The organism is Pseudomonas sp. St290 (genome assembly GCF_018325805.1).
Lineage (GTDB): Bacteria > Pseudomonadota > Gammaproteobacteria > Pseudomonadales > Pseudomonadaceae > Aquipseudomonas > Aquipseudomonas bijieensis.
On sequence record NZ_AP014703.1, the window covers coordinates 2,759,266 to 2,772,155 of the forward strand.

The window sequence follows — 12,890 nt, forward strand, 5'->3', positions numbered from 1 at the left end:
GACTGGAAAAATGTTTCCTGTTGGGGAAGATACTTTCCTATGGGGAAAATCTTCTCAATCCGGAAAAAGGGCTATGCCTTTGGAGATAAGCCTTGTGCGCCCGCCTGATCGGGGCATGGAAGTTGCTGGTCTTTGCCCAGGGCTGAGCAACCGGACGGGGAGTTATCCATAGTGCGACTACGACCGCAGTGGTGGCCGCTCTGGTTGGGGCGTATCCGCCCCGACCAAGCGCGCAGCGTGCGAAAACTACTGACAGGATTGCCCTTGTGTCAGGCGCACGCTGACGGTGCTTTGTCGGGTTTCCTGGACCGTTTCGAAGCACTGCTACCCAGTTGCAAACTCAATCTGATCCTGGGCGGCGAAGACCTGGGGCCGGCGCGGCGCGGATTGCTCGAAAGCTGTCAGGGCGTAGCGCGTTGCCCTTGGCGTGACTCGACGCTGACTGAGGCGGCGCAGGTCTGTGGCGCTTGCCGGCAACGGGGTGTACATCGCCTGCTGTGTGCCTTGCCGCCAAGTGACGACTCGGGCAAAGGGCTGTTGTTGCTCGATACCCCACAACCGGTCCACGCCAGTTGGCGCCTGTTGCTGGAGGAGGCGGCGCAGGCGGTCGGCGTCACCGTGCGCTTGCGCTGCTACACCCGCGAGCAACAGCGCAAACAGGCCACGTCCCGGCACGGCGCGTTGGCCCGTGAGCTGCACGATTCGGTGGCTCAGCAGTTGGGTTACCTGTCGTTCCAGGCGCGTTTACTGCAATCGCAGTTGGGCGAGCCGGTGCAGGCCAGCGCCGGGTTGCAGGAACTGTGCGTCGGCTTGAGCCAGTTGCAGCGCCAGGTGCGCGAGCTGATCACTAACGCTCGCCTGACCATGGACGGGCGCTCGCTGCGCCAGGCCCTGGCCGACTCCATCGCGGAGTTTTCGCGACGCTGCATCATTGTGTTCGAACTGGACAATCGCCTGGCTGACGATGCTTTGAGCCCCGGCACCGAGCTACAGGTTTTGCAGATCATTCGCGAAGCACTGGCTAACGCGGTGCGCCATTCCCATGCGCGGCATGTACGCATCGAGTTGCGGCAAAACCAGGACGGTGATGCCTCTATTTCGGTGGAGGATGACGGCATCGGCCTGAGCCCGGCGTCAGGGGAGGAAAACCACTTTGGCCTGGCGATTATCCGCGAGCGCGCCGCGAGCATTGGCGCCCGGCTGACAATTGAAGCGATCCGCCCGCATGGGGTCCGCGTACACCTTGGCCTTCGCCGCCACCAAGACCTGCCAGAGGGGAGTTTCGATGGACTGCACGACCTTATTACTGATCGATGATCACCCATTGTTTCGCAAAGGCCTGGCGCAGCTGTTCGACGCCAGTGACGACTTCGAAGTGGTGGGGCAGGCGGCCAGCGGTCGCGAAGGCATCAACCTGGCCGTGAGCCTGGCGCCGCAGCAGGTCTTGCTCGATCTGCACATGCCCGGTTTGAGCGGTTTGCAGGTACTCGACGAACTGCGTCAGTTGCGCCTCGACTGCCAGGTGGTGGTGCTCACCGCGTCGATGGATCGCGCCGAGCTGCTGACGGCCTTGCGCCTGGGGGCCAGTGGCTACGTGCTCAAGGAAACCGAGCCCGATGCGTTGTTGAGCTACATGCGCAATTGCCACAAGGGCGCGATCGTCCTGGATTCAACCCTGGTGGCCCTGCTGGCCGATCAAGGCGGGTCGGTGAGCCGGACCACTCACGATCTGGACCTGCCAGACACAGGCAACCTGACCGAGCGCGAGGGGCAGACCCTGGCCCTGATCGGCGCCGGCATGAGCAATAAACAGATCGGCCGGGAACTGGGGATCAGCGATGGTACGGTCAAGATCTATGTGAGGAATCTGTTGCAGAAGTTCAGCCTGCACTCTCGCCTGGAGCTGGCGGCGTGGGTGCACAACGGTGCGTCGATGAGACACGAGGAGCGTCATTAGATGATGGAACGACCAGAGGCATTTGTGCAGACACTGCCCTTGCACCTGATGGATCGCTTTCCGGCGGCGTTGCTTGAACTGGGCGACAGCGGTCAGATTGCCCACTTCAACCTGGCCTGGGTCGAGCTGATGGACCTGCCAGGCACGGAACGCAACCTCATCGACTATGTGCACCACGAAGACCGTTCGTTGTGGCGTCAGGCCCTGCATGAACTGCGTCGACGCCCCGAAACCTCCTTCAACCAGCGGCTGCGTTTTGTTCACCCTTCGGGGGAACTGCGTTGGTTCGAGGTCAGCCTGAAGCGCGGGCCCCAGGGTTTCTATCTGGTGGCCGGCGACATCACTGCGCACAAGCGGCGCGAGATTGCCTTACAGGCGAGCCAGCGCAGCAGCATGAGCCTGCTCGACAGCATGCCGGGGCTGATCTATCGCGGTCGCAACAACCGCGACTGGACCATGGAATTCGTCAGTGCCGGGTGCCTGCAACTGACCGGGTATCCACCGGAGCGGCTGGTGGACAACCATGAATTCACCTACAACAGCCTGATCCTGGCGCAGGATGCCGATTACGTCTGGCGCGAGGTGCAATATGCCTTGTCGCGGCAGGAGCCGTTCGAACTCAATTACCGGATTCGTTGCGCCGATCAGTCGATCAAGCATGTCTGGGAAAAGGGCGTCGGGATCTATGCCGACACGCGTGAAGTGCTGGGTATCGAGGGGGCGATTTTCGAGCGCAGGGCGGATCGGCCCAGAGCCGACAGGTGACGGCAGAGGCGCTCTCCTTTTTTGAATCCTGAAGCACTTTGTAGCGAGGGGATTACCCCCTCGCTACAAAGAAGCGCCTAAGTGCTACGGATGGGCCTGGCTCAAACCTTGACGATCCAACCCGCTGGCGCTTCGATGTCGCCGGTCTGCACGCCAGTCAGCTCTTTGTAGAGCTTCTGGGTGATCGGGCCGACTTCGGTTTCGCTGTGGAACACGTGCAGCTTGTCCTTGTAGCTGATGCCGCCGATCGGGGTGATGACCGCGGCGGTACCGCAGGCGCCGGCTTCCTTGAAATCCGACAGCTTGTCGATGAACACGTCGCCTTCGATCACTTCCAGGCCCAGGCGCGATTTGGCCAGTTCGATCAGTGACAGGCGGGTGATGCCCGGCAGGACCGAAGGGGAGTTGGGGGTGACGAATTTGTTGTCGTGGGTGATGCCGAAGAAGTTGGCCGAGCCGACTTCCTCGATTTTCGAATGGGTCATCGGGTCCAGGTAGATGCAGTCGGCGAAACTGGCCTTCTTGGCCTGGGAGCCGGGCATCAGGCTGGCGGCGTAGTTGCCACCGACCTTGGCCGCGCCAGTGCCTTGTGGGGCGGCACGGTCGTAGCTGGAGATCAGGAAGTTGTGCGGGGTCAGGCCACCCTTGAAGTAGGCGCCGACCGGGATGCAGAAGATCGAGAAGATGAACTCGGGTGCGGTGCGCACGCCGATGTTGTCACCCACGCCGATCACGAACGGACGCAGGTACAGCGCGCCGCCGGTGCCATAAGGCGGGATGAAGCGCTCGTTGGCGCGGACCACTTGCTTGCAGGCTTCGACGAACTGCTCGGTTTCGACGTGCGGCATCAGCAGGCGCGCGCAGCTGCGTTGCATGCGGGCGGCGTTCTGGTCCGGGCGGAACAGGTTGATCGAACCGTCCTTGCAGCGATAGGCCTTCAGGCCTTCGAAGCACTGCTGACCGTAGTGCAGCGCAGTGGAGCCCTCGCTGATGTGCAGCACGTTGTCGTCGGTCAGGGTGCCGGCGTCCCACGCGCCATCGCGCCAGTGCGACAGGTAGCGCTTGTCGGTCTTGATGTAGTCAAAGCCCAGTTTGTCCCAATTGATGCTCTCGTTACCCATGACACCCTCTATTTCTTAACAACCGTCGAAACGGTTCAAGGCTTCTGACGTTTTTTGGATGGGGACAACAATACTTCATTCCGGGGGTGTTTCGCAGCCTGTGGCGAGGGGATTTATCCCCGCTGGGCTGCGAAGCAGCCCCATTAGCTCGGATATCTGACGCCCGGCGGTGACTGGTTTTGGGGTTGCTGCGCAACCCAGCGGGGATAAATCCCCTCGCCACAAGGCCAATCACCTAAAACAGTTACAGATGCAACGCATGCCCCAACGCCCGCAACGCCGCTTCCTGCACGGCCTCGCCCAGCGTCGGGTGGGCGTGGATGGTGCCGGCGATGTCTTCCAGGCGTGCGCCCATTTCCAGGGACTGGCCGAACGCGGTGGACAGCTCCGAGACGCCGACGCCGACGGCTTGCCAACCGACGATCAAGTGATTGTCCCGGCGCGCCACGACCCGTACGAAACCGCTTTTCGATTCCAGGGTCATGGCCCGGCCATTGGCGGCGAACGGGAAGCTCGACACGATGCAATCCAGCCCGGCGGCCTTGGCGTCGTCCGGCGTCTTGCCGACCACCACCAGTTCCGGGTCGGTGAAGCACACCGCCGCGATGGCGGTCGGGTTGAATTCCCGGTGCTGGCCGGCGATCAGCTCGGCGACCATTTCGCCCTGGGCCATGGCCCGGTGGGCGAGCATCGGTTCGCCGCTCAGGTCGCCGATGGCCCAGACGTTGCGCATGCTGGTCTGGCAACGGTTGTCGATTTTCACGGCCGAACCGTTCATCGCCAAGTCCAACGCTTCGAGATTCCAGCCCTGGGTGTTGGGTTTGCGACCAACGGCCACCAGCACCCGGTCGGTGTCCAGGTTCAGCGTCTCGCCATTGGGATCACGCACTTGCAAGGTGCTGGCCTGGGCATCGAAGCCTTCGACGCTGTGCTTGAGGTACAGCTTCACGCCCAATTGCTTGAGCGCTTCGTGCACCGGTTGGGTCAGTTCGCCGTCGTAGGCTGGCAGGATCCGTTCCTGGGCCTCGACCACGCTGACTTCGGCGCCGAGCTTGCGGTAGGCGATGCCCAGTTCCAGGCCGATGTAGCCACCGCCGACCACCACCAGGTGCTTGGGCACCGAGGTCGGGGCGAGGGCTTCGGTGGAGGAAATGATCGGCCCGCCAATCGGCAGCATCGGCAGGTCGACGCTTTTCGAACCGGTGGCCAGCAGCAGGTGCTCGCACTGGATGCGGGTGTCGTCGACCTCGACGGTTTTGCCATCGATCACCTTGGCCCAGCCGTGAATGACCTGGACCTTGTGCTTTTTCAACAGCGCCGCGACGCCGGTGGTCAGGCGATCGACGATGCCGTCCTTCCATTCCACGCTCTTGCCGATGTCCAGGCTTGGCGCCGACACCGTGATGCCCAAGGCCGAGCCTTGGCTGTGGTGTTGCGTCTGGTGGAACTGCTCGGCCACGTGAATCAAGGCCTTGGACGGAATGCAGCCGATGTTCAGGCAGGTCCCGCCCAATGCCTGGCCTTCCACCAGAATGGTCGGGATGCCCAACTGGCCGGCGCGGATCGCCGCCACATAGCCGCCGGGGCCGCCGCCGATGATCAGCAGCGTGGTGTTCAAAGTCTGCATCGCTTACTCCACAAACAGGGTGGCGGGTTGTTCGAGCAGGCCACGCAAGGCCTGGATGAATTGCGCCGCGTCCATGCCGTCGACCACTCGGTGATCGAAGGAACTGGAGAGGTTCATCATCTTGCGGATCACGATCTGGCCCTTGATCACCATGGGCCGTTCGACGATTTTGTTCACGCCGACAATCGCCACTTCCGGCAGGTTCAGCACCGGGGTGCTGACGATGCCGCCCAACGCACCGAGGCTGGTCAAGGTGATGGTCGAGCCGGATAGCTCATCACGACTGGCCTTGCCATTGCGCGCTGCGGTGGCCAGGCGCGAGATCTCCGCCGCGCTGTCCCACAGGCTGCGGGCTTCGGCGTGACGCACCACCGGCACCATCAGGCCGACGTCGCTCTGGGTGGCGACGCCTACGTGCACCGCGCCCGAACGATGGATGACCTGAGCTTCGTCGTCGTAGCGGGCGTTCATCTGCGGGAAATCCCGCAGGGCCACGACCAAAGCGCGCACCAGGAACGGCAACAAGGTCAGCTTGCCGCGACTGGCGCCGTGTTTTTCATTCAGGTGCACCCGCAGTTCTTCCAGGGCCGTGACGTCGATTTCCTCGACGTAGCTGAAATGAGCGGCGCGTTGGGTCGCTTCCTGCATGCGCTGGGCGATCTTGCGACGCATGCCGATCACTGGGATCTGCTGCTCGTCGTGGCGTTCGGCATAGCCCGAACCGCCCTTGGCCTGGGTCGATGGACCCTGAGCCAGATAAGCCTCGAGGTCTTCATGCAGGATACGCCCGGCGGGACCGCTGCCCTGGACCAGGCGCAATTGAATGCCCAGGTCCAGCGCGTGCTTGCGCACGGCCGGCGAGGCCAGTGGGCGTTCTTCGGGATCGCGGGCCACCGGCGCTTGCGGGGCGCAGCGTGGCGCAGTGGTCTTTTCCACCACGGGTTCAGGTGTTGCCACCGGCGTCGGCTTTGGCGTCTGTGGAGCCGCCTGCGTCGCCGCAGCTGGCGCCGGTTGTGCCGATTCTTTCAGGTTACCCGCACCTTCGACTTCGATGCGGATCAGTTCACTGCCCACCGCCATGACTTCGCCCGGCTCGCCACCCAGGGCGATGACCCGGCCATGCACCGGCGAGGGAATGTCGACCATGGCCTTGTCAGTCATCACATCAGCCAGTACCTGGTCCTCGACCACCATGTCGCCGACCTTGACGTGCCACACCGACAGTTCAACTTCGGCGATGCCTTCGCCAATGTCCGGCATCTTGATAACGTGCGTGCCCATTCAGACCTCCATGACCCGTTTCAACGCCGCGCCCACACGGGACGGCCCTGGGAAATACGCCCACTCCTGCGCATGCGGGTAGGGGGTGTCCCAACCGGTGACACGCTCGATGGGCGCTTCCAGGTGGTGGAAGCAATGTTCTTGTACCAACGACACCAGCTCGGCGCCGAAGCCGCAGGTGCGGGTGGCTTCGTGGACGACCACGCAGCGGCCGGTTTTTTTCACGGATTTGACGATGGTCTCAAGGTCCAGCGGCCAGAGGCTGCGCAGGTCGATGACTTCGGCGTCGATGCCGGTTTCTTCGGCCGCCACTTGGGAGACGTAGACCGTGGTGCCGTAGGTGAGAACCGTCACGTCCTTGCCCGGGCGGGTGATGGCGGCCACGTCCAGCGGCACGGTGTAGTAACCGTCTGGCACCTGTGCCGAGGGGTGTTTCGACCACGGTGTCACGGGACGATCGTGGTGGCCGTCGAACGGGCCGTTATACAGGCGCTTGGGTTCGAGGAAGATCACCGGGTCATCGTTTTCGATGGAGGCGATCAGCAGGCCCTTGGCATCGTAAGGGTTCGAAGGCATGACGGTGCGCAAGCCACAGACCTGGGTGAACATCGCCTCGATGCTCTGGCTGTGGGTCTGGCCGCCGTAGATACCGCCGCCGCAGGGCATGCGCAGGGTCATCGGCGCGGTGAACTCGCCGGCCGAGCGATAGCGCAGGCGCGCGGCTTCGGAAATGATCTGGTCCGAGGCCGGGTAGACGTAGTCGGCGAACTGGATCTCGGCCACCGGCCGCAGCCCGTAGGCGCCCATGCCCACGGCCACGCCGACGATGCCGCTCTCAGAGATCGGTGCATCGAATACCCGCGAGGTGCCGTACTTGTTCTGCAGGCCTTCGGTGCAGCGGAACACGCCGCCGAAGTAACCCACGTCCTGGCCGAACACCACGACGTTGTCGTCGCGCTCGAGCATGACGTCCATGGCCGAGCGCAGGGCCTGGATCATGGTCATGGTGGTAGTGGTCATGGCGGTGTCCAGCGCAATATTGTTGTTGTGATCGTTCATGTCAGATCCCCAACTGCTGACGCTGGCGCTTCAAGTGCTCCGGCATCTCTTTGTAGACGTCTTCGAACATGGTCGCGGCGCTTGGAATCTGTCCGCCGGCGAGGGTGCCGTACTGCTCGGCTTCTTTTTGCGCGGCGATTACCTCGGCTTCGAGTTCGGCAGTGACGGCGGCATGTTCCTCTTCGGACCACTGGCCGATCTTCACCATGTGCTGCTTGAGGCGCGCAATCGGATCGCCCAGCGGGAAGTGGCTCCAGTCGTCGGCGGGACGGTACTTCGAGGGATCGTCGGACGTGGAGTGTGGGCCAGCGCGATAAGTGACCCATTCGATCAGCGCCGGGCCGAGGTTGCGGCGGGCGCGTTCGGCGGCCCAGCGCGAGGCGGCGTAGACCGCCATGAAATCGTTGCCATCCACACGCAGGGAGGCGATGCCGCAACCGACGCCGCGTCCGGCGAAGGTCGTGGCTTCACCGCCGGCGATGGCCTGGAACGTAGAGATCGCCCACTGGTTGTTGACCACGTTGAGGATCACCGGCGCGCGGTAGACGTGGGCGAAGGTCAGGGCGGTGTGGAAATCCGATTCGGCGGTGGCGCCGTCACCGATCCAGGCCGAGGCGATCTTGGTATCGCCCTTGATCGCCGAGGCCATGCCCCAGCCCACGCCCTGGATGAATTGCGTGGCGAGGTTACCGGAGATGGTGAAGAAACCGGCGTCCTTGACCGAGTACATGATCGGCAACTGCCGGCCCTTGAGCGGATCGCGCTCGTTGGACAGCAGCTGGCAGATCATGCCCACCAACGGCACCTCGCGGGCCATCAGGATGCTTTGCTGGCGATAGGTGGGGAAGCACATGTCATCGATGTTCAGCGCCAGGGCCTGGCCGCTGCCGATGGCTTCCTCGCCGAGGCTCTGCATGTAGAACGACATTTTTTTCTGGCGCTGGGCAACCACCATGCGGTTGTCGTAGATGCGCGTCTTGAGCATGGCACGCATGCCTTTGCGCAGGATTTCGAGTGGCACGTCTTCGGCCCATGGGCCGTGGGCATTGCCCTGGTCATCGAGCACGCGGATCAGACTGCGGGCCAGGTCGGCGGTGTCGGACGGTTCGACGTCGATGGAAGGTTTACGCACTGTGCCGGCATCGGACAGATGCAGGTAGGAGAAGTCGGTCTTGCAGCCGGGACGGCCCGAGGGTTCGGGGACGTGCAGGCGTAGCGGTTCGTACGCTGGGTTCATGGCTTTCTACGCTCGATCTTGTGAATTTCTTGTAGTGGGCGCGCTAGCTGACGAATTTCCCCGGGTACGGGAAATTGTCCTACAACAATCATAGGCTCGACGCAGAAGAATATTTTTCTCTGTTGGCTTGCTGTTCAGATCATTTGCAGATAAAAAATCTGCACAACGATAAAAAACAGGATTATTTATCTCATGCGTAAGTTGGATCGCACCGACATCGGGATTCTGAACAGCCTTCAGGAAAATGCCCGCATCACCAACGCCGAGCTTGCCCGTTCAGTCAACCTTTCTCCGACCCCGTGCTTCAACCGCGTTCGGGCCATGGAGGAACTGGGGGTGATCCGCGAGCAGGTCACGCTGCTGGATGCCGACCTGCTGGGGTTGCACGTCAACGTGTTCATCCATGTCAGCCTGGAGAAGCAGGTGGAAGAGGCGTTGCAGCACTTCGAAGAGGCGATTTCCGATCGACCGGAAGTGATGGAGTGCTACCTGATGGCCGGCGATCCGGATTACCTGATCCGCGTGCTGGTGCCAACCATCCAGTCGCTGGAGCGGTTCATGATGGACTTTTTGACTAAGGTCCCGGGTGTGGCGAATATCCGCTCCAGCTTTGCGCTCAAGCAGGTGCGCTACAAGACAGCGTTGCCGTTGCCGGCCAATGGGCTGACCTTGGGTACCTGATCAAAAGACCAGTCCCTGAGGGAGCTAGCTGTCATTCAACAATGATGCAAGCAGACCCACCGCCATCGCGAGCAAGCTCAGCTCCCACAGGGATTTGTGGTGTTGCCGGGTACTGCGACCGCCGCCGATTCTTGTGGGAGCAAGGCTTGCCCGCGATGGCGGCGGCACATTCAATATCGCTGCAAGCAGACCCTCCGCTGTGGCGAGGGAGCTTGCTCCCGCTGGGCTGCGCAGCAGCCCCCAAGCATCTAGAGCTGGTTGATCGGAATCTTCAGATACGTCACGCCATTGTCCTCCGCCGGCGGCAGGTGGCCCGCCCGCACATTCACCTGGATCGCCGGCAACAGCAGCGTCGGCATGCCCAGTGTCTTGTCGCGCTGGGTACGCATGGCGACGAACGTGGCTTCATCGATGCCGTCGTGGACATGGATATTGTGCTGGCGCTGCTCGCCCACGGTGCTCATGCATTGGGGCTCGCGTGCATCCGGTGGATAGTCGTGGCACACGTAGAGCCGCACCCCGGCGGGGAAGGCCAGCAGCTTGCGGATCGAGGCGTAGAGCTGATGGGCGTTGCCGCCGGGGAAGTCGCAGCGGGCGGTGCCCACGTCGGGCATGAACAGCGTATCGCCCACCAGGATCACGTCGCCGTCAATCAGGTACGCCATGTCTGCCGGGGTGTGGCCGGGCACGTGCAGCGCCGTGGCCTTGAGGTTGCCGATCAGAAAGGACTCGTCAGCGGCGAACAGGTGATCGAACTGCGAGCCATCCACGGCAAATGGCGCTTCGAGGTTGAACAGGGTCTTGAAGACGCTCTGGACCTGCCCGATGGCTTGGCCGATGGCGATCTTGCCGCCCAGTTCCCGGCGCAGGTACGGCGCGGCGGACAGGTGATCGGCGTGGGCGTGGGTTTCCAGCAGCCATTGCACCGTCAACTGGTGTTCGCGTACGAAGGCGATCACCCGGTCAGCCTGGGTGGTGGCGCTGCGTCCCGAGGCCGGGTCGTAGTCGAGCACCGGGTCGACCACCGCGCATTGCCCGCCATCGTGTTCAAAAACAACGTAGGTGTAAGTCTTTGAGGCGGGGTCGAGAAAGCTCTGGATCTGCGCGGGCATGACAGCGAACCTATACGGGAAGAAGCGGTTGCAACGCTCGAGGTTTACAACATATGGTCCGCAGCTTAGTGAGGGCCAAGGCGTCCTGCAAATGCGATCGCACCTGCCAACAGGTGTGCGCGGCTTGAGAGATCCTGAATGTTACTGGCAAGTTTGTTTGGCGTGGTCATGGGCCTGGTTCTTGGCCTGACGGGGGCGGGCGGTGGCATCCTGGCGGTGCCGGCGTTGGTGTTGGGCCTGGGCTGGAGCATGACTCAGGCCGCGCCGGTGGCGTTGTTCGCGGTGGGCAGCGCGGCGGCGGTGGGTGCCATCGATGGGCTGCGCCATGGCCTGGTGCGCTACCGCGCGGCACTGCTGATTGCGCTGCTGGGCGCGGTGTTTTCGCCGCTGGGCATCTACTTCGCCCATCAGCTTTCGGAAAAAATCCTGATGATGCTGTTCAGCCTGTTGATGGTGCTGGTGGCGGCGCGCATGTTGCGCCGCGAAACGCCGCAAGCGGGGCCCAGCGATCACGGCGCCGCCAGTTGGGGCCAGAAGAATTGCATGCTCGACCGCGAGACCGGGCGCCTGGCCTGGACCGCTCGCTGCACTGCCACGCTGTCGGCATTGGGTGCGGTGACGGGCATGGTCTCGGGCTTGCTTGGGGTGGGTGGCGGCTTCCTGATCGTGCCGGCGTTCAAGCAACTGACCGACGTGCAGATGCGCGGGATCGTCGCGACATCCTTGATGGTCATCAGCCTGATTTCGTTGATTGGCGTGTTGGGCGCGTTTCATGCCGGGGTGAGCATCGACCGGGTTGGGGCGGCGTTCATTGCGGCGAGCATCATCGGGATGGTGCTCGGGCGGCGAGTGTCGGCCAAGGTCCCGGCCCGGGCATTGCAAGTGGGGTTCGCCGGGGTGTGCCTGGGGGTGGCGGTGTTCATGCTGCTGCGGGCGTAGCTACGACGAATCAGGATTACACTTGCCTTTGTGGCGAGGGAGCTTGCTCCCGCTCGGCTGCGCAGCAGACGCCCTGGGCCAAGACCGTATGGGCCTGCTGCGCAGGCCAGCGGGAGCAAGCTCCCTCGCCACGGTATAGCGTGCCGCTTACAGTTCCCGACACTGCATCGAAAACCCCAACGCCACCGATTGCCCTTGCTCCAGCAAACGCAACCCTGGCCGTCCAGGCAGGTGATGGGCATTGACCGGATGGCTGACCGGTTCGATGCAGAAGAAATCCAGGCCCACGGGGCAGTACAGCAGGAAGTATTTGCTACCGCTGGCGCGGCATTGCAGTTCATACCCCAGGTCCGGTTGCTGGATCAGGCAATCGCCGTCCCAGCCACCGAAGCCATTGTCCACCAGCGTGTCGGGCAGCGCCCGCGCTTGCTGGAAATCCCATTCGGCAGGAAGGGCGCTCAGCTCTGTCGGCAGTTTACTGGCATCGCATTTCCAGACGTCGGTCGCGCGGGTTTGCAGGCGCGTGCGGGCGGTACGTGGAAAATACGGATGCAAGCCCAGCCCATGCCATGCGGGTTGTCTGGCCGTGTGGGTGACGAGCATTGCGATCTGCAGCTGGCCGCCACTCAAGCGGATCCGCAGGCTGGCGCAGTAGGCGAACGGGTATTGGCTGTCGAGTTGCAGCAAGGCTTCCTGGGCACTCTGCTCGGTCACTTTCCACGGTTGTTGCCAGGCACTGCCATGGATCGGGAACGGGTCGTTGGGGCTGTTGGCGTCCAGTGCCAGCCAGCCGCCGGGGCAGTCGAAACCGCCTTGGGCGATCCGGTTTGACCATGGGATCAACGGGAAGCAGCCAAGTTTACCCGGCAAGCCATTTTCCAGCGCTTGCGGCGCGGGAGGGCGTAGCAGGGGAGCACCGGTGCTGCGCAAGGTCCATTCAACAAGACTGGCGCCCAGGTGCGGGGCCAGGGTGAGGCGGGTCAGTTCGTCTTCGAGGTACAGGAGAGGCTGCGTCATGGTAGTCGCTTCTGTTCGGGAGGGGGGTAGATCGCTTTTGTGGCGAGGGAGCTTGCTCCCGCTCGGCTGCGCAGCAGACGCCCGAGTCCAAACC

At 62.9% G+C, this 12,890-nt stretch carries 12 protein-coding genes; 5 read left to right on the plus strand and 7 right to left on the minus strand.

Features of this window, described 5'->3' with window-relative positions; translation table 11 throughout:
* Positions 1–237 precede the first annotated feature (237 nt).
* The 3 genes from PBDP_RS12205 to PBDP_RS12215 are packed head-to-tail and all read left to right on the plus strand — an operon-like array spanning position 238 to position 2,722.
* Positions 238–1,317, plus strand: a complete 1,080-nt coding sequence (locus tag PBDP_RS12205; protein ID WP_116832123.1) for an ATP-binding protein — start codon at positions 238–240, stop codon at positions 1,315–1,317.
* Positions 1,286–1,957: a response regulator gene (locus PBDP_RS12210; protein ID WP_109755138.1), complete on the plus strand. Its 672-nt coding sequence runs from the start codon at positions 1,286–1,288 to the stop codon at positions 1,955–1,957. Before PBDP_RS12205 ends, PBDP_RS12210 begins: the two co-directional genes overlap by 32 nt.
* Positions 1,958–2,722, plus strand: coding sequence for a PAS domain-containing protein (locus tag PBDP_RS12215; protein ID WP_109755137.1), 765 nt, complete (start codon positions 1,958–1,960; stop codon positions 2,720–2,722).
* A 101-nt stretch (positions 2,723–2,823) separates the two neighbouring features.
* Here PBDP_RS12215 and PBDP_RS12220 read toward each other — a convergent pair whose 3' ends face one another.
* The 5 genes from PBDP_RS12220 to PBDP_RS12240 form a co-directional block, all read right to left on the minus strand.
* Entirely contained in the window at positions 2,824–3,843 is a 1,020-nt protein-coding gene (locus PBDP_RS12220) for a branched-chain amino acid aminotransferase (RefSeq protein ID WP_109755136.1), read from the minus strand.
* A gap of 244 nt (positions 3,844–4,087) precedes the next feature.
* On the minus strand, positions 4,088–5,470 hold the full coding sequence (lpdA, locus tag PBDP_RS12225; protein ID WP_212802303.1) for a dihydrolipoyl dehydrogenase: 1,383 nt from the start codon (positions 5,468–5,470) through the stop codon (positions 4,088–4,090).
* A 3-nt stretch (positions 5,471–5,473) separates the two neighbouring features.
* Positions 5,474–6,751, minus strand: coding sequence for a dihydrolipoamide acetyltransferase family protein (locus PBDP_RS12230; protein WP_109755134.1), 1,278 nt, complete (start codon positions 6,749–6,751; stop codon positions 5,474–5,476).
* A complete protein-coding gene (locus PBDP_RS12235; protein WP_018605866.1) occupies positions 6,752–7,810 on the minus strand; it encodes an alpha-ketoacid dehydrogenase subunit beta in 1,059 nt (352 codons plus the stop codon).
* Position 7,811: 1 nt separating this feature from the next.
* On the minus strand, positions 7,812–9,047 hold the full coding sequence (locus PBDP_RS12240) for a 3-methyl-2-oxobutanoate dehydrogenase (2-methylpropanoyl-transferring) subunit alpha (protein ID WP_109755133.1): 1,236 nt from the start codon (positions 9,045–9,047) through the stop codon (positions 7,812–7,814).
* Positions 9,048–9,239: 192 nt separating this feature from the next.
* On the opposite strand from PBDP_RS12240, the gene bkdR reads away from it, so the two are divergent.
* Complete coding sequence (bkdR, locus tag PBDP_RS12245) at positions 9,240–9,728, plus strand: Bkd operon transcriptional regulator BkdR (RefSeq protein WP_109755132.1); 489 nt, start codon at positions 9,240–9,242, stop codon at positions 9,726–9,728.
* A 248-nt stretch (positions 9,729–9,976) separates the two neighbouring features.
* Here the strand turns inward: bkdR and PBDP_RS12250 are convergent, their stop codons facing one another.
* Positions 9,977–10,840, minus strand: coding sequence for an MBL fold metallo-hydrolase (locus PBDP_RS12250; RefSeq protein WP_109755131.1), 864 nt, complete (start codon positions 10,838–10,840; stop codon positions 9,977–9,979).
* Between the two features lie 138 nt (positions 10,841–10,978).
* Here PBDP_RS12250 and PBDP_RS12255 point away from each other — a divergent pair, with 138 nt between their 5' ends.
* Positions 10,979–11,779 (plus strand): sulfite exporter TauE/SafE family protein, encoded by an 801-nt coding sequence (locus PBDP_RS12255; RefSeq protein WP_212802304.1) that lies wholly within the window; start codon positions 10,979–10,981, stop codon positions 11,777–11,779.
* Between the two features lie 147 nt (positions 11,780–11,926).
* On the opposite strand, the gene PBDP_RS12260 is transcribed toward PBDP_RS12255, so the two are convergent.
* Entirely contained in the window at positions 11,927–12,796 is an 870-nt protein-coding gene (locus PBDP_RS12260) for an aldose 1-epimerase (protein ID WP_109755129.1), read from the minus strand.
* Between the last annotated feature and the right edge of the window lie 94 nt (positions 12,797–12,890).